Source organism: Salinimonas sediminis, from assembly GCF_003429285.1.
Taxonomy (GTDB): domain Bacteria; phylum Pseudomonadota; class Gammaproteobacteria; order Enterobacterales; family Alteromonadaceae; genus Alteromonas; species Alteromonas indica.
In genome coordinates, this window is record NZ_CP031769.1 from 4,109,827 (window position 1) to 4,129,378 (window position 19,552).

The 19,552-nt window shown below is 44.2% G+C and carries 18 protein-coding genes and 1 tRNA gene; 13 read left to right on the top strand and 6 right to left on the bottom strand.

Annotation, left to right across the window (positions count from 1 at the left end; genetic code table 11):
- Positions 1-97: 97 nt before the first annotated feature.
- The 3 genes from uxaC (at position 98) to D0Y50_RS18045 (ending at position 5,015) form a co-directional block, all read left to right on the top strand.
- Positions 98-1,513 carry a glucuronate isomerase gene (uxaC, locus tag D0Y50_RS18035; protein ID WP_117318308.1) on the top strand — a complete coding sequence of 472 codons (1,416 nt, stop codon included), beginning with the start codon at positions 98-100 and terminating at the stop codon, positions 1,511-1,513.
- Positions 1,514-1,515: 2 nt separating this feature from the next.
- Entirely contained in the window at positions 1,516-2,982 is a 1,467-nt protein-coding gene (locus D0Y50_RS18040; protein ID WP_117318310.1) for a mannitol dehydrogenase family protein, read from the top strand.
- Between the two features lie 1,067 nt (positions 2,983-4,049).
- Positions 4,050-5,015, top strand: coding sequence for a hypothetical protein (locus D0Y50_RS18045; protein ID WP_117318312.1), 966 nt, complete (start codon positions 4,050-4,052; stop codon positions 5,013-5,015).
- A 314-nt stretch (positions 5,016-5,329) separates the two neighbouring features.
- Here D0Y50_RS18045 and D0Y50_RS18050 read toward each other — a convergent pair whose 3' ends face one another.
- The 3 genes from D0Y50_RS18050 to D0Y50_RS18060 form a co-directional block, all read right to left on the bottom strand.
- Entirely contained in the window at positions 5,330-6,025 is a 696-nt protein-coding gene (locus tag D0Y50_RS18050) for a site-specific integrase (RefSeq protein WP_332308364.1), read from the bottom strand.
- Positions 6,026-6,263: 238 nt separating this feature from the next.
- Positions 6,264-6,494, bottom strand: a complete 231-nt coding sequence (locus D0Y50_RS18055; RefSeq protein ID WP_117318314.1) for a hypothetical protein — start codon at positions 6,492-6,494, stop codon at positions 6,264-6,266.
- A gap of 604 nt (positions 6,495-7,098) precedes the next feature.
- Entirely contained in the window at positions 7,099-7,524 is a 426-nt protein-coding gene (locus tag D0Y50_RS18060; protein WP_117318846.1) for a hypothetical protein, read from the bottom strand.
- Positions 7,525-7,781: 257 nt separating this feature from the next.
- Here D0Y50_RS18060 and D0Y50_RS18065 point away from each other — a divergent pair, with 257 nt between their 5' ends.
- The 7 genes from D0Y50_RS18065 (at position 7,782) to D0Y50_RS18095 (ending at position 14,999) form a co-directional block, all read left to right on the top strand.
- Positions 7,782-8,336 carry a recombinase family protein gene (locus D0Y50_RS18065; protein WP_117318316.1) on the top strand — a complete coding sequence of 185 codons (555 nt, stop codon included), beginning with the start codon at positions 7,782-7,784 and terminating at the stop codon, positions 8,334-8,336.
- 81 nt (positions 8,337-8,417) lie between these two features.
- Entirely contained in the window at positions 8,418-9,905 is a 1,488-nt protein-coding gene (locus tag D0Y50_RS18070) for a ParB N-terminal domain-containing protein (RefSeq protein ID WP_117318318.1), read from the top strand.
- Positions 9,905-10,804: a DNA adenine methylase gene (locus tag D0Y50_RS18075; protein WP_117318320.1), complete on the top strand. Its 900-nt coding sequence runs from the start codon at positions 9,905-9,907 to the stop codon at positions 10,802-10,804. Before D0Y50_RS18070 ends, D0Y50_RS18075 begins: the two co-directional genes overlap by 1 nt.
- A 36-nt stretch (positions 10,805-10,840) precedes the next feature.
- Positions 10,841-12,409 carry an AAA family ATPase gene (locus D0Y50_RS18080; protein ID WP_117318322.1) on the top strand — a complete coding sequence of 523 codons (1,569 nt, stop codon included), beginning with the start codon at positions 10,841-10,843 and terminating at the stop codon, positions 12,407-12,409.
- A gap of 237 nt (positions 12,410-12,646) precedes the next feature.
- Entirely contained in the window at positions 12,647-12,880 is a 234-nt protein-coding gene (locus D0Y50_RS18085) for a DUF4224 domain-containing protein (RefSeq protein WP_117318324.1), read from the top strand.
- Positions 12,880-13,857: a tyrosine-type recombinase/integrase gene (locus tag D0Y50_RS18090; protein WP_117318326.1), complete on the top strand. Its 978-nt coding sequence runs from the start codon at positions 12,880-12,882 to the stop codon at positions 13,855-13,857. Before D0Y50_RS18085 ends, D0Y50_RS18090 begins: the two co-directional genes overlap by 1 nt.
- Before the next feature lie 101 nt (positions 13,858-13,958).
- Complete coding sequence (locus tag D0Y50_RS18095) at positions 13,959-14,999, top strand: IS481 family transposase (RefSeq protein ID WP_117315792.1); 1,041 nt, start codon at positions 13,959-13,961, stop codon at positions 14,997-14,999.
- 161 nt (positions 15,000-15,160) lie between these two features.
- Here the strand turns inward: D0Y50_RS18095 and D0Y50_RS18100 are convergent.
- The 3 genes from D0Y50_RS18100 to mutY all read right to left on the bottom strand — a co-directional run bounded on the left by D0Y50_RS18100 (position 15,161) and on the right by mutY (position 16,725).
- Positions 15,161-15,236, bottom strand: a tRNA-Phe gene (locus D0Y50_RS18100).
- Between the two features lie 138 nt (positions 15,237-15,374).
- Positions 15,375-15,647: an oxidative damage protection protein gene (locus D0Y50_RS18105; protein ID WP_108566722.1), complete on the bottom strand. Its 273-nt coding sequence runs from the start codon at positions 15,645-15,647 to the stop codon at positions 15,375-15,377.
- 34 nt (positions 15,648-15,681) lie between these two features.
- Positions 15,682-16,725, bottom strand: a complete 1,044-nt coding sequence (mutY, locus tag D0Y50_RS18110; protein ID WP_117318328.1) for an A/G-specific adenine glycosylase — start codon at positions 16,723-16,725, stop codon at positions 15,682-15,684.
- A gap of 80 nt (positions 16,726-16,805) precedes the next feature.
- Here mutY and D0Y50_RS18115 point away from each other — a divergent pair, with 80 nt between their 5' ends.
- The 3 genes from D0Y50_RS18115 to D0Y50_RS18125 all read left to right on the top strand — a co-directional run bounded on the left by D0Y50_RS18115 (position 16,806) and on the right by D0Y50_RS18125 (position 19,433).
- A complete protein-coding gene (locus tag D0Y50_RS18115) occupies positions 16,806-17,507 on the top strand; it encodes an alpha/beta fold hydrolase (protein ID WP_232366306.1) in 702 nt (233 codons plus the stop codon).
- Between the two features lie 124 nt (positions 17,508-17,631).
- Complete coding sequence (gene trmB, locus D0Y50_RS18120; RefSeq protein ID WP_108566841.1) at positions 17,632-18,351, top strand: tRNA (guanosine(46)-N7)-methyltransferase TrmB; 720 nt, start codon at positions 17,632-17,634, stop codon at positions 18,349-18,351.
- On the top strand, positions 18,351-19,433 hold the full coding sequence (locus D0Y50_RS18125; protein ID WP_232366307.1) for a methyltransferase: 1,083 nt from the start codon (positions 18,351-18,353) through the stop codon (positions 19,431-19,433). Before trmB ends, D0Y50_RS18125 begins: the two co-directional genes overlap by 1 nt.
- The last annotated feature ends 119 nt before the right edge of the window (positions 19,434-19,552 follow it).

Below are 19,552 nucleotides of genomic sequence, written 5' to 3' on the forward strand. Positions count from 1 at the left end.
TCACCCTATCATGCCCTCATGCCACCGGTGGCATAACTAATTTTCAGTGCACTTTGCACCGTATTCAACGCTTACCAAATTGGCCAAAGGGGCAGGTATGACACCCATTTTACTGCACGAAGACAGGTTATTTCCTACGGATAAAACGACCCGAAATATCGCCAGGCAGCTGTATGAGTCAGTGCGCAATATGCCTATTATCAGCCCTCACGGGCATACCGATCCACGCTGGTTTGCCCAAAATAATGCTTTTACGAATGCGACTGAGCTACTCATTACGCCAGACCACTACGTGTTTAGAATGTTGTATAGCCAAGGAGTGTCGCTGGAAGCGTTGGGTATTGCCCGCATTGACGGCGGCCCGACCGAGCAGGATCCTAAAAAAGCCTGGCAGGTTTTTGCAGACCACTACTATTTGTTTGCCGCTACCCCTTCCAGGTTATGGCTAGATACTGTATTTCATGATGTCTTCGGTTTAACCGACATGTTGTGTAGTGGCAATGCGCTAGACTATTACGAGCATATTACTGCCCAGTTGGCGACACCGGCATTTAAACCCCGCGCGCTAATGGACCGGTTTAACATAGAACTTATTGCCACCACCGAAGGTGCCCTTGATCCCCTCTCCCAACACGCCGCATTAAAAGAATCGGGGTGGGATAAACGGGTCATTACCACCTTCAGACCAGACGATGTGATTGATGCGTCACGCACAGACTTTGCCACCAATATTATTCGGCTAGGTGAATTGACCGGCGAAGATACAACTTGCTGGAAAGGCTACCTGAATGCATTGCGGCAACGCCGTAGCGTGTTTCGCGCACACGGTGCGACCGCCACTGATCATGGTCACCCTACCGCTGCCACGGCAAACTTATCGGTACGTGAATGTGAGGTATTATTTGCCAAAGTCATTGGTCCCGATGCTCAGCCATCAGACCACGCCCTGTTTCGGGCCCAGATGCTTACCGAGATGGCCGGTATGAGTGTGGAAGATGGCATGGTAATGCAGCTTCATCCTGGCTGTTATCGCAGCCACAATACCCAATTGTTCAGCCAGTTTGGGAGTGACAAAGGGCATGATATTCCTGTCGCCACTAATTATGTTGATGCATTACATCCGCTCCTAAGCAGATACGGCAACGAGCCCAACCTGCAGATTATATTATTTACCCTGGATGAAACCACTTACGCCAGAGAGCTGGCACCTTTGGCAGGCCATTATCCCTGCCTGAAATTAGGCCCCGCCTGGTGGTTTCATGATAGTCCTGAAGGCATGTTGCGCTTTCGCCAGCAGGTAACCGAAACGGCTGGGTTTTACAATACAGTAGGCTTTAATGACGACACCCGCGCGTTCCTGTCTATCCCGGCGCGCCACGATGTAGCCCGACGTATGGATTGCCGGTTTCTCGCTCAACTGGTGGCCGAACACCGGCTCAGTCAGTCAGAAGCCACCACGATCGCCGAGCAGCTTACCTATCACCTGGCGAAAAAAGCCTACAAGTTGGATTAAATATGGCCACTTTACATCCGAGCACGCTGAGTCACCTGCCCACCGCTATAGAACAGCCCGGGTACAACCGGGACACCACCGAAATTGGCATAGTTCACCTGGGGCCGGGCGCGTTCCACCGGGCCCACCAAGCTGTGTATACCGAACAGGCGCTGGCCGAGGGCGGCAATTGGCAAATATGCGGGGTATCATTGCGCAGCGATACTCTGAAACAAGCACTCGCCCCCCAAGACAACCTTTACACCCTGATGATTGTAGACCGGGAGCCCGCAGTAAGTATTATCGGCAGCCTCAAAGAAGTGCTGGTGTTAAAGGACGATCGGCAAACCGTTATGGCTAGGATGTGTGCGGCCCAGACCTGTATTATCAGCCTAACTATCACGGAAAAGGGCTATTGCCTGGATAGCCAGGATTGCCTTGATTTATCCCACAGCGATATTCAGTATGATCTTAGCCATCCTCAGACGCCCCGCTCCGCCATTGGGTTACTTACCGCAGCATTAGCCCAGCGAATGGAAGAGAAGCGCAGTGAACTTACCATTATCAGCTGTGACAACTTGCCGCATAATGGTGAAAAACTTAAAGCTGCGGTGCTGGCTTTCGCACAACAGCAGAACCCCGCCCTGGCAACATGGATAGATACCCAAATATGCTTTCCCGATACTATGGTGGACAGTATTACCCCGGCCTCCCATAGCGGCCTTGAAGCCACCGCCCAACAGGCTACCGGCTTACATGATAGCTGGCCGGTGCAACGTGAAGCGTTCACCCAATGGGTTATTGAGGACAATTTCAGCGGGCCGCGCCCCGCATGGGAAAAATACGGCGTGGTGTTTACCCATGACGTCCAGGTTTTTGAAAAAGCCAAACTGCGGATACTTAACGCCAGCCATTCTGCGCTGGCGTATATCGGCAGCCTGGCTGGGTTTGAAACGGTATTCGACGCTATCAGCAATACGACGATAAAAGCCTATATTGAACAGTTATTGCAGCAGGAAATTTTACCCACCATTGCCGAGAACGCAGACTTAACGCCACAGCACTATGCGCAAGCCATACTTAAACGTTTTGAAAACCCGCACATACGGCATTTGTTAGCGCAAATAGCGTGGGATGGCAGCAAAAAACTGTCTCCGCGCATTTTAGATACGGTGCGCGATAACCTGGCTGCATCACGACCGATAGATATGTTATGTACAGTAGTAGCCGCCTGGATAGTCTTTGTGGCGAGCCAAGCCAAGGCAAAACACCCGCTTACCGACCCGCTAGCTGAAGCGCTGTACAGCATGGCCGCGCGCCACGCCAACGCTATCACCGCATTCGCCACCGAGCTTTTAGCCGATAAGCGAATTTTTGCTGAATTGGTGGACCACCAGATATTTCGTAATACTACGCTGAACAAAGTAACGCTATTGGCTGAATGCGACGCACAGACGGTGCTGGCTAAAATTGATACGCTATTGCGCTAATACAGTGTTTCTTTGCCAGGGTGAAGGCTAAACCCCAGCGGCTTCTGCCGGGGTCACAGTGCACGACGCCAGCACAGGGGGGAGGTCAGGAGCACGGCAGCGCATTGTGCGAATGCAATACCAACACGCCAGATCAAAAAAGCCCCGAACATTTCTGTTCAGGGCTCTTCGAATAATGGTGCCTCGACCCGGGATGGTAACGCGTGGTGCAACCGCAGGGACACGCGGATTTTCAATCCAAAATTGAAGATCAAAGCAAAACATTGATTTATATATACTTTAAATCATAGGCCTTCCAAATAAATCCCCATTTAAATGCTCTGAAGACCGCATAACTCCATCAGCCTGTTATGCGTTTTTGGAAAAAATTTTAAGGGGAATTAATCGCATGAATTTTCACTGGGGCTAAAAAGCAAAAACCCGAGCTGCAACTCGGGTTTTAGATATCAGTCGATTTTCGCAAGACGACCAATCAAATTTCAGCTTCATACTAGCTGAGGGGTATCCCTTTGTCTAGTGAAAAGGCCCGCCGAAGTCGACCCGTTTTTGCCCCAGCAAAAACGCACCAGGCATTGCGTATTTTACGTATCACTTCATGTTGGAAAGTTGTTGTTGGTGAAGTGTTCCCGGTGTTGAGTCGAACGGGGAATCCTTACATAGGACTCAGCGTGCGACGCGCACCGCGACACTCTGAATTCGCAATTCAGAGGCACTTACACTTGTGGGCAACGGGGAACCAACCACGGCCACCACATAAAAAACGGCGAGGCAATCTAGTCAACAGATGGGGATTAAAGTAAGCGCAGTTCGTCATAGGTGTGTCTCTCCAACGCGTAAGGGGGGCAAGAACCTAGCCGGTTCTACCAATAGTGGAGAGCAAGGCGGACTATCCAGAAACCTTTTGGTAGCAGGAGGTCGAGCCTATCTTGGAGCGCAGCGAAAAGATAGGCTCGACTAATGATCGGATTTAAGGAAAATTGCTTCAAGAATAAAACATGAAATTCTGTACGTCATCTTGCTAAGCTACATGTATCATAACCTAAAATTGACTCAAATTAGGGAATAGCATGGCTAAGGAAAGTATAGTCACTAACACTCATTCAACATTCTTTAAGACAGCTGGTTCGGGTACAGTTTTAATATTACTTTTAGGTGGTTTTTTTTGTCTAATAATTGGAGTGTTGATTACACAACTAGAATATGAATCAGCTGACATTATCGGCGACATACTCGTTAAAGCTTCAAGTGCAGTGTTAGGTGCTGGTGTATTCGCAGCACTAATGAAATCAGCTCAGTTTACTCAAATTTTTCAGAAGCAAATTTTTGAAGTTTTTCATGATCCTAAAAAGCTAGGTGAGATAGTTGATGTAGCAACTCGATGGAATGTTTTAACACATTCACGCCTTAGAGATGTATTACCTGACATATATGAAATTGCAACATCTAAAATAAACGAGGCTTTTTTTGATGACGAGTTGGAATATCATTTTGAAGATTATGAGCACACTTACGACATTCGAATCTCTGATGAAAAAATGGTTATCAGGAATACATTCGATGCACAGGTGACAATAAATCCAACTTGTGAATCACCAGAGTTCATCCAAAAGTTCACTTCAGATTTCGATGATATTGAAGTTGAATTAAAGGATCTAGAAATTGGCAATACGCCAATAAATAATGCACAAAGTTTCATGAATAAGGATACAAGTAACCCAAATCTCTATCAGCTTTCCTATAAATTGAACTTTAAGAATAAGATCAGAGTAAGAAGAACTATAGAGTACACGCAGTGTCTAAAAAAAGAACCCTACATTAATGTTGTAATCGGCCGATATATAAAAGGAGCTGTAGTTTCAGCAAAGATTAGCGATGGGTACAAAATAAATTTTGTAAACAGTGGGTTAGGAACTTTTGGTAGAAGCATAGTTGGAGGGGAGCGAGCTGATGGCTTCAAAACCTGGACACTGGCACAACAAGATAGCTTGTTACTTCCTGGAACGGGGTATATACTCGTTATCACTGAAGTTTAGCGACTTCAGTTTTTAGAGCTGTAAACAGCGGGAGAGATTAATATGAGAAATTCTACAGAATTAGTATAACTATTATAGACTTAAAAGATTCTTGGGCGCTGTTAAAAGTAGTTAAAACAGCGTTTTTTGTTGCCTGAAACATAGAAGAAGCGGTTAACTTCGATTTTATCATCTCAACTTTTTGGCGTGTTCAAAGAACATCCACCAAAACGCTACAACCAATAAAATCAATAAGTTACTAACAATTATTGGCCACATAATATTCCACCTTTTCGCGCTTCAATTTGGCATGCCAAATTGGATAATATATCAGTTTAGCGTAAATATACTTCTGTAATCGACTCTCTCAAATGCCCGAGCTCATGAGATACCGTTTTATACGCCAAACTCCGTGATAACCCAGCTCTTTGAAGCTCCTTCATTCTTTCTTGTGCGTAACTGTGCCTTACACCATGCGCTCCACTGGAACGGAACAATGTTCTTTTAGATGCAGCAGAGAAGCTACTGGACCAATTATTACCCCCGCCAATATTGTAATGGGAATGATAAAATACTCCCCTATCTTTTACTTGTTGTGGTTCAGCCAATCGGCGGGATTCGAGTTTTTCAACCAGATGAACGGGTATCAATACTTCTCGTTCCAATCCACCTTTTCCTACTACTGTGTAGCGCATACCGTTGCGAGCATTAAATAAAGTGTTTTTTGTTTCTTCTCTTTCCTGCCGATATTCAACCTTTCTGCGTTCAAGGGGCCTGAGCGTGTAAAGCTCATGAGCTCGCAATCCTGCTGCGTAAGCTATTTGGGTCGCTATAGCGTGTTTTGCAGATTGTGCTGAAACGATCATCGATACTTGTTGGCTGGTATATGCTCTGCCTTTTTCGATCTCACCTTTAGTCGATTTGACGAAAGATAGACGAGCATTCTTATCGGTAATATCTAGCGCTCTGGTTACGTTAAGCATCATTGCCTGAATAGCTTGACGCTCCTGATCCAGTGTTTTTTGCCCCACTTCTTCAGAACGAACATCAAGGTATTGTTTAGCCTGCTCGGGAGTAAGCTCTCTTAGGCTGATGTTAAATTATTGATTAACGTAACGGGCAACTTTCTTAAGGCAGTTGGTGTAACCTCGGGCTGTGCCTACAGATTTAATCGGCTTATTTCGACCTTGCATACTAGCCATAACTCTTACAGCTTGTTTCTGTGCAACACTTTCCGATTTTTGAGGGCTGAGGGGGCTTTTCCTGAATCTAGCCATTCTTTTTCACCCAGCGATACACCGTAGACCATGCAACGTTCACTTTCATTTGTTTGACTAGAAAGCGATGAATTTGGGCTGTTGTATTCCCCGCTCGATGAAGTGCAATGAGGGTATCTGAATAGTCGTCTAAGCGCGAACGATAAAATCTCGGTTTTCTAATTGCTTTGGTAAACTGCTTTGCCTTCACTGTCTCATTTTGAACATCAAATTTTTCAATCATATTTTACCTATAATGAGTTGTTAGAAAATCATCCACTCATTGAGTGGACGCGGTCCCAGATGATAAATATCACCTAGGCCGTTTCGCCCCAGTTCGACGCATAGCGTCAGGCTCGGACTGATCTCGCCAAAATCCTCATTACGTGCAAACGGCAGCTTGAAAGCGCCGATTTTTTAAGATCGCAAAAAATGCAGCGCGGCATGATTTATAGAATATTAAATCTTTAGTGTGGGTCTTCGTGACGTGTTGAAGGCAGCTCAAAAAGCGCCTGTTTTTTTTGAATCCGGAACAGAAAGCTCTCGGTTATATCATGATTAATAATAGGGCAACCCCCACCCTTTGGCAAGGCTCGATTCTGTGCGTGTAAAAATATGCGCGATAACGCTACAATCCGCTACGGACGCTGTGTACAGACGAGTTTACGAGTCTTACACAGCGTCCGCGAGTGGACGGCCTTTAGCGCCTAGCCGCAAAGCGGTGAAGGCGCTATGAAAAGGGCAATTGCTCCTGATGCCCTTTTCCTAAAGGGGGGGTTGCCCGATGGCAAGGTGTTAAATTTATACTGGGGGAAGCGAAAAGAGGGGGAGATGTGACATAGTCACACCTAGCATTTTTTACGTTGCTTTGCTCGATTTGCAACGGGAGGTTTTACCTCGTGGTAGCGGTCCTGTATGAGCATTGCCAGGTAATCTTTTAAGGTCATATCTTCAGCTACTGCAAGATCTTTAAGGTCACTATAGACGTCCCCATCAAGTTCGATGGAAAGAACATCTTTATTACGTCTTGATCTCTTTTTTCGTAGGGCAGCTCTTAGTGAGTTGAGTTGTCTGTCTTGAAGGTAATTTTTGCACCAGGTATCCAGTTCTTTGGCTGCTGATTCATCGTTAAAGTTTATAGATCGGAACAAGGCCTTTGCTTCATCTTCTTTTTTTAAATCATCAAAGAAGAGGTAGTGTGAGTCGTTCTGAAGCTTATTGAATATATAAGTCCAGACGTCTTTATTGTTTTCGGTCGTTATAGAAAAGCGCATGTGCATCCTAGTTTGTGACAGTGTCACAGAGCATAGCACCTCCTGTGACACTGTCACATTAAAATTAGGCATGCCTAATTTTGAAAGCATAGACAACTTTGCCATTTGAAGGCTTTGCGCGATGAAGCGTAAAAAAAACGAACGTTTTATTTTTAAATGGACACAATCGCATAATGTCGTATTTATTTTACTTTTAGCGTAAACTTATGCGTAAATAAAACAAAGCAAATAAAAAGCTCCTTTCTTTTACATTAAATATGAAATTAGGCTATGCGAGAGTCAGTACGGATGACCAGTCAAAAGCGTCACAAGTCGATGCTTTGATTGCTGCCGGTTGTGAACGTATTTTCCAAGAGTGTTGCAGTGGTCAATCTAAGGACCGACCGCAACTTAGCCTCCTTCTAAATGCAGCCAGGGCTGGTGATGTTGTAATAGTTCAAAGGCTAGATAGATTGGGACGTAGTTTGAAAGACTTGATGTCATTGTTGGATAGTTTTAAATCTGCTGAGATACAATTTATTAGCCTTACCGAAAATATTGATACAACAACTGCAATCGGTGAGTTAGCGTTCCACATGATTGGCTCAATAGCTCAGTTTGAACGAAAGTTGATATCAGAGCGAACTAAAATAGGCCTCGAAGCTGCTCGTGCTAGAGGCAGAAAAGGTGGACGGAAAAACAAGTTGTCAAAACAAGATGTAAAGAAAGCTCGTGCAATGCTACTAGACGCCAGAATAACGAAGACAGAAGTTGCTAAACATTTTAAGGTGAGTAGACCTACATTAAACAAAGCTTTGGCGAGATCTAGTTAACATACACATTTCGCGAGCTATGTTGCTCTTAGTAAACTTTTAAAGTGATTATGGAATACAACACATTTAAATGGAAAATTTATGGAACGAAAAGTAGACAAGTGGTGGGATAATCGTGTAATTCGCTCTGTTGATAACTTAAAACTTTGGAGCGAAAATCCAAGACTAGACGCCTCAAGTAAACTTGTTACCTTAAAAGATTATGTTGAAGAGCTTATAAGTGATGCAAATGATGAGCAGAATTTTCTCAGTTTACTTAGATCAATTGCAAGCCGGGGCTTTTTATCGTTTGACCCAATTGTAGTTTGGCAAGATCAGGAAACTAAGAATTTTATAGTAGCAGAAGGCAACAGAAGAGTAATGGCTCTCAAACTTCTTCGTTCTCCTGAAAAAGCACCGATGTCAATACGAAAAACTGTTGTAAATCTATCAAGAACAATTAATCGCGAAAGTATAGAAAAAATTAAGGTATGTCTTGCTCCTTCATACGAGGACGCGAGGTGGTATATTCTCCAGCGTCATTCAGCTGCAAGTACGCAAGTTCGGTGGCAACGATTACAGCAGCAACGGTTCATTATCAATGCTTATGATTCAGTGGGACAAGATATAGACGAAACTGCAAGTATTACAGGCTTCAAACGAGCTACTATCGTCGAAGCCTTGAGATATGTTAAGTTACGAGATATTGCCGCTCGAAATGAAGTTACAACCTTTCTTACTACTGAAGAAAAAGAACAGGTTTATAGTCACAGAATTAGTATGACGGTTTTGGAGCGTTGGTTTGGCAATAGTCAAGTAAGAGAAGCTTGGTTTATAGAATTTAAAGAAGACGGTGTATTTATAAATGCAGATGCGGATAGCTTTTATAAAGCTTACGCGAAGCTTCTGAAATTGATGTTAAACAAAGAGAATGAATTAGGGTATCTCGTAAATACACGAACTATCGATGCTAAATTTCAAGAAATATTTGATTGCCTACCTGTGGTTCATAAGGTTAAAGAGCAAGGAAAGACCCCAAGCCAACCATCTGAAGACTACAAACCACCTGTCAGAATCAAAGACAATGAAACCACATCTCGAGATGAGAAAGTATTAAACCGCAATTTGAAAGGTAACCCGAAACGACGTCAGTTCACTGATAGATATCATGAAATATCAACTCGAAGCTACAAGCTTAAGGCTCTTTTTAAGGAACTTCAAAAATTACCAATTTATAATTACCCAAATGTAGCCGCGGCATCTATAAGAGTATTTTTGGAGCTTGCTGTAGACGAATTTGTTTTTGTTAGTGACTTAAAAGAAAGTATATCTAAGGATCTAAAAAAGGGTTATCACGAGGTAACGCTGAGTCAGAAACTTATTACTTTAAAGGGACAATATATTGATGACCGAGAATCAAACAAAATAATTGAACAGCTGCTACAAACTAGTAACGATTTTAGTTTAAATACGCTTAACGAATATATTCATGGTACTAAAATTCACAAAATAGAACCGCAGTTCCTAAACCGCTTTTGGGATATGCTTAGCCCGTTATTTTTGGTCCTGATAAACTTGAAGGAAATTTGATGTCGTTTTCACCGTTGAGATACCCAGGCGGAAAATCAAAATTAACCGCGTATATACTAGAAACAATCAAACTCAACGGAATGGAGGGTGCAGCCTATGTCGAGCCATTTGCAGGCGGATGTGCCATAGCGTGGTACCTCCTGTTAAATAATCACGTCCGTAAAGTTTACATTAACGACATCGATCCTGCTATCCACGCATTTTGGTATTCTGTCCTATACAAAACAAACGAGCTTTGCGAGTTAATAGAAGACACCCCCGTAACAATTGAAGAATGGTTGAAACAGCGTGATGTATACAGAAGAAAAACTGACGAATATTTAAAGCTCGGTTTTGCTACCTTCTTTCTAAATAGAACTAACCGTTCTGGAATAATTAAAGCAGGAGTTATTGGTGGCTTGGGTCAAGATGGAAACTACAAGCTTGACTGTCGTTTCAACAAAGAGGCACTAATTTCGCAAATTAAAGCAATAGCTGACCGTAGAAATGATGTTCGTCTTTCTAATTTAGATGCCACACAGTTCATAGACGAGCATATTCCAGATATTGAAGGCCAAGCTTTTATAAATATCGACCCTCCATACTATGTTAAGGGAAAAGGGCTATATCAGAATTTTTTTGAACATGACGACCATTACAGGTTGTACGAAAGCATAAAAAGAATTACTCATCCTTGGATCGTCACTTATGACGAAACACCTGAAATTTATGGCATTTATTCTGAATACCAACCCGAATCATTTGGTCTAACATATACGGCGCAGACTAAACGAAAGGGTTCTGAACTAATAATACACTCACCTTTATTGAGTAGGACGGAATTCAAGCCTGACATAACATTCAGGGAAGTAGAGAGAATAAATCGCCAAAAGGCCAAAATGTCACGTAAGAACAATTAAAGCCAGCCATAGAGCTTACATTGGAAGTAGAAATAAATGATTATAAATCGTGTAAAAATAAGTAAATTTCGAGGTTTTAGGGACGTTGAATTTTCGATTGGAGGCTACATTACTCTTATTGCAGGGCAAAATGGTACTCAGAAAACTACCCTTCTAGGTATACTTACTCAAACATTTACGATACCACAAAACGGACATCCTTTCTCTCAGGAGCACCCCCTTACCGGTGGCTCATTCCGTTCAGCTTTTCAAGATAAATTCAGATTATCACCAAACCTTGACTTGGCTGGTGAGCATAACTGGACACTTTACTTGAATAATAAAGATATACATCCGGATGTTGATGAAGACGGGGGATTTGCAATTGAAAGTATTCCTCGGAAATCTAAAGAAAAAGAATCGATTAGGTTTTGGCAGAAAGGAAAACGTGATGCTGGAAGTGGGTACATTCAATTACCTGTGATATTTCTAAGTTTAAAGCGTCTTATTCCAATAGCTGAAGCGGGTAACGTTCAGCTAAGAGATATTCAGTTATCAAATGAAGAAATAGATTGGTTTTCAAAAACCTACAACAAGATTTTGCTCACTCGAGACACTCTAGAGTCTATCAGTTATCTTGAAAGTAATAATAAAAATACACTGGGTGTAACTACTAATTATTATGATTGGAACTCAAATTCAGCAGGCCAAGATAACTTAGGTAGAATTCTTCTTGCTATAATTTCATTTCAGAGGTTGAAAGCCAAATATCCTGACAAATTTAAAGGAGGAATTCTTGCTATAGATGAAATTGACGCAACACTCTATCCAGCATCCCAGATAATGTTGCTTGAGATACTAAGTTCCCTATGTAAAAAGAACAATATACAGCTCATCGCCACTACACACTCACTACATCTCCTCGAAAAAATTTCAGAACTGAAAAGTGTTAAAGGAAGGAGCTCACAGTTCAATACCGTTTACTTAAAAAAAGTTGATGGCCAAGTAGTCGCGGAAGAAAGCCCTACATTTGATCGAATTACCCATAACTTAAATGTTGCTAGTGGTAAAAAGTCGAATATCCCTAAAACGACTATATATACTGAGGATAAAGAGTGTGTTCATTTTATAAAGGCGATATTAAAACAAAAATTTAAGAACCTATTTTTCCCAGATATTAACCTTGGTTGTGCAAACCTAATTCAGCTCGGAATAAAAAAAGTCCCAAGCTTTTCACTACCAAACTCAATAGTTGTTTTGGATGGAGATGCTTCCAACGATGTTGCTAAAGCTAAGTTAAAAAATTATATCTGTCTGCCAGGTAATGTAAGACCAGAAGCGCTTTTAGCAAACTTTTTGGATGGATTGTCCGATACAAGCCCATTCTGGGAAGAAAAGGTTCCGCATTACTCAAAACAAGTTTGTTTTAGAAATTTTTCATTAGCTGAGATTAATAATTGTAGAAATAAAGCAAAGGAATGGTATAACCAACAGTTAGATACTGGTGCTTGGGGTCAAAACGCTCGTAATGCACTAAATTATTATCTCGCTTCTATACCTGAAGACAAACTACGCTTTGAGAAAGACTTTCAGCGAATATATGAAATGATAGCAATTAAAAGATAGCTAAACAGCCTATTCTTCAATTACGCCCGATAAGAGCAATTGACTCAGCTTCGCCAAAAAATTAACTCAAAGTCTCCAAAAAAACGAAAAAAGAACCTGAAATAAAGAAAACAAAAACCTCATATATTCAGTTATTTAACTAAAATAAAAAACCCCCTTGAATTAGGGGGTGCTTTTTCAAGAAATTAATTTTTTTCTCCTTCACAATCTCTCCATTAACAATAGATGGAGAGTCCAATGAGCCTTTTTGTATCTCGCGATGAGCTTCAGGAACTCACAGGTTTCAAGAAAAAATCACTACAAATAAAGCAACTATCAAACTTCGGAATACCCTTTGAGGTAAACAGGCTTGGTTCGCCTGTCGTCTTGCGCTCTGCTATCGAAGACACTCTATCAGGAGCTAAATTGCCAAGGAAAAGAAGTAAATCTATAAACTTAGAATCACTTCGAAAAGCAAAAGGAGGCAATTAATGGGTAGAAAAAGAAAAAGTAGTACTCATCTACCAGAACGAATGTATCTTCATAAAGGAACCTATTACCTTGTTAATAAAGACAGTAAGTGGCTAAACCTTGGCAAATCCCTGACATCGGCCATAGCTGAGTATCATAGGTTAGTACCTTCGCAGACCTCAATAAAAACAATGGGAGAGCTTATTGACCGCTATATGATTGAAATCTCGCCGACCAAGGCAGAATCAACATATAAAGGCGAAATACAAGAAGCTAGATTGCTTCGAGCAGCATTTGGGGAAATGTATCCTAAAGATGTTACACCTGTAGTGATATACGAATATATGGATTTTCGCAGCCAGACAGCGCCTGTACGCGTAAATAGAGAGGTAGCACTACTATCTCATATGTTTAAGAAAGCGATGCGCTGGGGGCTCGTAGAGAGCAATCCTTGCAGAGACGTAGAAAGAAACCCAGAACGCCCTAGACATAGATATGTCACTGACGATGAACTACTGGCCTTTAAAAGCATTGTACCTGAGTGGCTGTCACTCTATATCGACCTGAAAAGCCTAACAGGGTTGAGACAAACAGATATGTTGTCGCTTCGGTTCGACTCATTTATTGAAGATGGATTACTTACCGGTATGAGTAAAACTGAAAAGCGTACTGGTAAAAAATACTTGTTCGAGTGGTCTGATCAACTTAGAGCAACGCTTGATAAAATTCAGCAACTACCTGGAAAGGTAAAAAGTCTCTACTTGTTCAGTAACAGAAAAGGGCAACCATACACTGGCGATGGATTTCGCAGCATTTGGCATAACTTGATGGTTAAAGCGCTAGATAGAGAACTTTTATCAGAAAGGTTTCAAGAACGTGATATTCGTAAGAAAACGGCGAGTGACGTAGAGCTTGAGCATGCACAATTGCTCTTAGGCCATGAAAGTGTTAAAACAACTATCCGAAACTATAGATTGTTACCAATTAAGGTAAAGTGAATTAGTCTCGACTTAATCTGACACTTCTTCTTGAAAAGATGAGAGTTACCCGTTTTGATAAAGGTGTCGAATCTTTAATCAAAACAAAATAGGTAACTCTCATGTTGCATACTAGCAATCCAATCATCAAACACAAAGCAGGACTGTTAAATCTGGCTGAAGAGCTGGGCAATGTATCGAAGGCCTGCAAAGTGATGGGCGTGTCTCGTGACACGTTTTATCGGTATCAGGAGTTGGTTGAAGAAGGCGGTGTTGATTCGCTGATTAACCGTTCAAGACGCACACCTAATCTCAAGAACAGGGTCGATGAGCAGACCGAACAAGCTGTCATAGCTCACGCCATTGAGTTTCCCGCTCACGGTCAAGCCAGAACAAGTAATGAGCTGCGTAAAGCAGGCGTGTTCGTTTCAGGCAGCGGTGTTCGCTCGATATGGCTCAGACATAATCTGGAAAACTTCAAAAAGCGACTTGCCGCACTGGAAGCCAAAGTTGAAAGCGAAGGCATCATTTTGACCGATGAGCAGGTTGCCGCGCTTGAGAAGAAAAAGCAGGATGATGAGGCCTGCGGTGAGATTGAAACACACCATCCCGGCTATCTAGGCTCGCAAGATACCTTCTACGTCGGCAACCTCAAAGGTGTCGGCCGCATTTACCAGCAAACCTTCGTTGATACCTACAGTAAAATTGCGTTCGCCAAGCTCTACACGACCAAAACGCCAATCACCTCGGCCGACATCCTCAACGACAGAGTGTTGCCGTTCTTTGAGGCTCAGGAGCTGCCCATGCTGCGGATTCTGACAGACAGGGGCACAGAATATTGTGGCAAAGTGGAACAGCATGATTATCAGCTCTACTTAGCCATCAACGATATCGACCACACAAAAACCAAGGCGCGACATCCGCAAACCAATGGGATCTGTGAGCGATTCCACAAAACCATCCTGAATGAATTCTATCAGGTCACCTTCCGCAAAAAGCTCTATGACTCGCTGGAAGCATTACAGAAAGATCTGGACGAGTGGCTGGAATACTACAACAATGGAAGGACTCATCAGGGCAAAATGTGCTGCGGCAGAACGCCAATGGAAACATTAACCGATGGGAAGCAGATTTGGGCTGAGAAGAACTTAGCTCAAAGCTAATCTGACACTGGCACCGTGAAACGGGTAACTGTCAGATCAGGTCTGAGCTAGTACAGGTAAAGCCTTCTAAATAGTTTTTGGAAACCGGATTTATTTGGAAACTCGGGACTGGCTGGCAGATACAAAAAGCCCCGCAATTGCTTGCAGGGCCTGTTGAATAATGGTGCCTCGACCCGGGATCGAACCAGGGACACGCGGATTTTCAATCCGCTGCTCTACCAACTGAGCTATCGAGGCAAAATCTTTTAGCGTTTGGGCGTTTACTGCCTGTCTCGCTGTGGGTGTGCATTAAACGGATTTCCGGGCTTCAAGTCAACCGTTTTTTTAAAAGTTTTTTCTGTTTGCACAGATTCTGTTCAAATAACGCTAAGTTGCTTATTTTTCAGGCGGAACATAACCTTCGATCGACGGTTCCTGGCCTTCAAATAAATACGCTGTCATTTTTTCTTCTAAAAACTTACGCGCATTAGGCTCCATCATATTAAGCTTATTTTCGTTAATCAACATTGTTTGCTTTTTTTGCCAGTCGGCCCACGCTTCTTTAGAAATATTGTCATAAATTCGTTTGCCCAGCTCTCCAGGGTATAACTGAAAATCGAGGCCTTCGGCTTCTTTATCTAAACGCTGGCAATGTACAGTTCTGCTCATGGCGCATTCCTTCTTAATTTTTTCGGTTAGCAAATCACAGCATACGCTGAATTTGATCAATTATCTTAGTGGTGGGTGCGGCCAGTCCAACTTCAATAGGTTCATACAAATGAAACCACTTCGCAGTACGACTTTCTTCTACCTGACTGGCCGGTATTCTATCGGTTATTATCACCTGAGGCGAAATATCCAGATGAAAATGGCTAAAGGTATGCCGGAACGCTTCCAACGTTTGCACGGTATACCCTGTCAACTGCCATTGCTGAGCAATAGCCGTGGCGTTGTTCTCGGTTTCGATGAAGCCATATAAGCCGCCCCATAACCCGGTGGGCGGGCGCTGAATCAGATATAACTGGCCCGCAGCCAGAATCACTATCATATTGACCTGTTTAACCGGCAGTATCTTTTTCGGCTTTTTCCCGGGAAACTCACTTTGCCGGCCCTGGGCGTAAGCCAGGCAGCCCTCTTGCAGCGGGCACGCGTCGCAATCAGGTTTGCTACGGGTGCAGACCATTGCGCCTAAGTCCATCATAGCCTGGGTATAGTGATGGCAACGTTGGTCGGGCGTATTGGCGGCGGCATAGTCCCATAAGGTGCTTTCAACGGCTTTTTGGCCTGGCCAGCCGCTGATGGCGTAGTAGCGGGCTAGTACCCGTTTAACATTGCCATCTAAAATGGCATGACGTTGACCACAGGCGAGCGACAATATGGCCCCCGCCGTTGAACGCCCGATCCCCGGTAGGCTGGTGACCTCATCTAAGCTTTGTGGAAACTCTCCATTGTACTGGGTCATAATCTGCTTAGCCGCTTTGTGTAGATTACGCGCCCGGGCATAGTAGCCAAGCCCTGTCCAATGGTGCAATACATCATCTACCGGCGCGGCAGCGAGGGTTTGAATGTCAGCAAAACGCTGCATAAAGCGCTCGTAGTAAGGAATGACGGTAGTCACCTGAGTTTGCTGGAGCATAATTTCTGAAATCCACACCCGGTAGGGTGTTGTATTTTGCTGCCATGGCAAATGTTTACGGCCGTGCCTGTCATACCAGGCCAGCACTTTGTTAGCGAATGTCACTGTCATTAAAGCGTATCTGTAAAGTCTTAAAAGCAGGCGGCTATGATATCATGCCTGCCAAATGTGTCAGGAATAACGGAGGGCGCGTGACTCACGCACCAGTTTTATTTTTACCAGGTACTTTATGTGATGAACGGATATGGCTGCCGGTATGGCGTTTATTGCCGCTAACCGACCGGCGTTATGTTCCGCTGCAATGGGCCACTAGCCTTGACGATATGCTGGCACTTACCGGCGACCGGGCAGATAACCAACAAAAAGTACACCTGGTAGGGTATTCCATGGGCGGCTATATTGCGGCACTGTGGGCCCTCAGGTATCCTGAAAAAGTAGCCTCGCTGACACTGATTGGATACAACCCTGAAGGCTTGGGTAGTCAGGAGATAAAACAGCGAAGTCAGCTGGTAACTATGCTCAACAAGGGCCAGTTTACTCCCCAGAACCCGGCCTATATTAACCGTTTTGTTCACCCTGATTTTATTGAGGCCCCCCAGGTTGCCGGTGTTATGACCCAAATGGCTGACGACTTAGGCGCAAGTACCTTGCTGGCGCACACCCAAAGCACTACGCCTCGTCCTGATATGGTGCCTGAGCTCAGACAAGCCAGTTTTGCGGTAAACCTCATCGCCGCACGCCAGGACGCTATCGCCCGTTATGACTTACTAAGTGCGATTGCACCTAACTTGCATAACTGCACATTGTATAGCGTGGAAGATGCCGCTCATATGATGCTGTTGGAACGCCCGGAAGATATGGCCGGTTACCTTAAGCAAATTCTGACTGCCTGAGAAAACGTTACGTACAGCCGTTTACACGGATTCCATGTCGGGTTGTCTATGCTAAGTCTTGCATTGTTTGTGTCAGGTTTGGATAATGCGGCCAATTATTTATATTAGCCAAGTTGCGTTCATTATGGGTCAATACAAAAACGAACAGGAAGCTGCTGCCGCGGGTGTGTACATCAGCAAGGTAAAAAGCTTTGTTAAGCGTGAAGGTCGCCTGACCAAAGGCCAGGCTAAAGCGCTAGAAGACTTCTGGCCCACAATGGGTATCGAGTACAGCGGCGAATTGCTGGACCTGGAACAGGTATTTGGACGCCGCGCGCCAGTAGTCCTGGAAATCGGATTTGGTATGGGTAAGTCATTGGTTGAAATGGCAGCGAATGCCCCGGACCAGGATTTTATTGGTATTGAGGTTCACCGCCCTGGGGTGGGTGCAGCGTTATCTGAAGCCGGTGAACGTGGCCTGACTAACTTGCGGGTGATGGAACATGATGCGGTTGAAGTGCTTAATAATATGCTGGCTCCGGAAAGCCTCAGCCGCTTACAATTGTACTTCCCTGATCCCTGGCATAAAAAGCGTCACCATAAACGTCGCATAGTGCAGGCTGACTTTGCCCAAACCGTACGCAGCAAGCTGGCCATAGGTGGCCATTTTCATATGGCGACAGACTGGGAAAATTACGCTCAGTATATGGCTGAAGTGATGAATGCCGCCGCAGGTTACCAGAACACCGCCCAGGATGGCGACTATGTTCCCCGACCTGATTATCGCCCTATCACTAAATTTGAAGTGCGCGGCCAGAAGCTGGGCCATGGTGTATGGGATCTTATTTACCAACGGACTGAATAATGCTAAGTGCTCAAAGCCAGTTACTGGAACGCAATCTCGACCTGTTTGAACAGGGCGATTGGTTAATCGTTAATCCGGCAGATGCCTATTTTACTGACCAGCTGGCCCATCGCCCGCTCACGGTATTGCATCAGTATTTCGATATTTTCTGTGAAAGTGCCAAAATAACCACCTCGCATACCTTTGATAGCCGGGATATTGTTCAGCACGCCACAGGGTTTGAACTTACCCAAACGGTTAGCCAGCATACGCATGTGTTTTCGCCGTTCGTTACTGGCGCGCCGCGGTTTACCGACATTTTGATATACATGCCTAAAGCCAAGGCCCATTTGTCCCTGCTATTACAAATGGCAGGTAGTGTACTGCTACCTGAAGGACGTATCCACTTGGTTGGCGAGAACAAAGGCGGTATAAAAAGCGCGGCTAAACTAACCGATAAGTACGGCTCAACTGAAAAGGTTGACTCGGCACGTCACTGTAGCCTGCTTACGACACACGTTAACCACAATGTCGGGTTTAATCCAGTTGATTGGCTTGAGCAGCACACTTATACCGTGGACGGGTGCGAGTGGAATGTGGTTTCCATGCCTGGCGTATTCAGCCACGCCGAGTTAGATAAAGGCACCCACTTACTGTTAGCAAAGCTGCCTTCCTCGTTACGCAATAATGTGCTGGATTTTGCCTGTGGCGCAGGCGTAATTGGTACATTTTTAACCAAACAATACCCACACCTGAATGTCACCATGCTTGATGTGAGCGCGCTGGCCCTTTATTGCGCCGCTCGCACCATGGCGGCTAATGACCAAACCGGTCAGCTGATTGCGGCTAATGGATTGCACGGTGTAAATACCCGGTTTAATCATATTGTGACCAATCCACCATTTCATACCGGCGTAAAAACAGACTATAGTGTGACTAAACGATTTATCAGCGACAGCAGACGTGTATTGGAAAAGTCCGGCACTTTGTATATGGTAGCTAATCGCTTTCTCCCCTACCCAGGTCTGTTAGCTGAACAATTTACTCAGGTACGGCCGCTGGCGCAGACCACGCAATTTTCGGTGTATTTGGCGCTACCCTGACGGCTTACGTTAGGATGCAAAGAGCATAAGCGGGCGGCAGGTACATACTCACCGTAGGGCAACCGGCGGTTCAAACATGCAGAACAACACAATTCGTTGGCATGAAAATGATTTATTGT

What these genes read in the sequence shown, in the direction of transcription:
- D0Y50_RS18125 (WP_232366307.1), top strand. Translation starts at nt 18,351, where the DNA reads ATGCTAAGTGCTCAAAGCCAGTTACTGGAACGCAATCTCGACCTGTTT.
- D0Y50_RS18045 (WP_117318312.1), top strand. Translation starts at nt 4,050, where the DNA reads ATGGCTAAGGAAAGTATAGTCACTAACACTCATTCAACATTCTTTAAG.
- D0Y50_RS18080 (WP_117318322.1), top strand. Translation starts at nt 10,841, where the DNA reads ATGATTATAAATCGTGTAAAAATAAGTAAATTTCGAGGTTTTAGGGAC.
- uxaC (WP_117318308.1), top strand. Translation starts at nt 98, where the DNA reads ATGACACCCATTTTACTGCACGAAGACAGGTTATTTCCTACGGATAAA.
- D0Y50_RS18105 (WP_108566722.1), bottom strand. Translation starts at nt 15,647, where the DNA reads ATGAGCAGAACTGTACATTGCCAGCGTTTAGATAAAGAAGCCGAAGGC.
- D0Y50_RS18060 (WP_117318846.1), bottom strand. Translation starts at nt 7,524, where the DNA reads ATGCGCTTTTCTATAACGACCGAAAACAATAAAGACGTCTGGACTTAT.
- D0Y50_RS18070 (WP_117318318.1), top strand. Translation starts at nt 8,418, where the DNA reads ATGGAACGAAAAGTAGACAAGTGGTGGGATAATCGTGTAATTCGCTCT.
- D0Y50_RS18095 (WP_117315792.1), top strand. Translation starts at nt 13,959, where the DNA reads ATGTTGCATACTAGCAATCCAATCATCAAACACAAAGCAGGACTGTTA.
- trmB (WP_108566841.1), top strand. Translation starts at nt 17,632, where the DNA reads ATGGGTCAATACAAAAACGAACAGGAAGCTGCTGCCGCGGGTGTGTAC.
- D0Y50_RS18055 (WP_117318314.1), bottom strand. Translation starts at nt 6,494, where the DNA reads ATGATTGAAAAATTTGATGTTCAAAATGAGACAGTGAAGGCAAAGCAG.
- D0Y50_RS18040 (WP_117318310.1), top strand. Translation starts at nt 1,516, where the DNA reads ATGGCCACTTTACATCCGAGCACGCTGAGTCACCTGCCCACCGCTATA.
- D0Y50_RS18065 (WP_117318316.1), top strand. Translation starts at nt 7,782, where the DNA reads ATGAAATTAGGCTATGCGAGAGTCAGTACGGATGACCAGTCAAAAGCG.
- D0Y50_RS18090 (WP_117318326.1), top strand. Translation starts at nt 12,880, where the DNA reads ATGGGTAGAAAAAGAAAAAGTAGTACTCATCTACCAGAACGAATGTAT.
- D0Y50_RS18085 (WP_117318324.1), top strand. Translation starts at nt 12,647, where the DNA reads ATGAGCCTTTTTGTATCTCGCGATGAGCTTCAGGAACTCACAGGTTTC.
- D0Y50_RS18075 (WP_117318320.1), top strand. Translation starts at nt 9,905, where the DNA reads ATGTCGTTTTCACCGTTGAGATACCCAGGCGGAAAATCAAAATTAACC.
- mutY (WP_117318328.1), bottom strand. Translation starts at nt 16,725, where the DNA reads ATGACAGTGACATTCGCTAACAAAGTGCTGGCCTGGTATGACAGGCAC.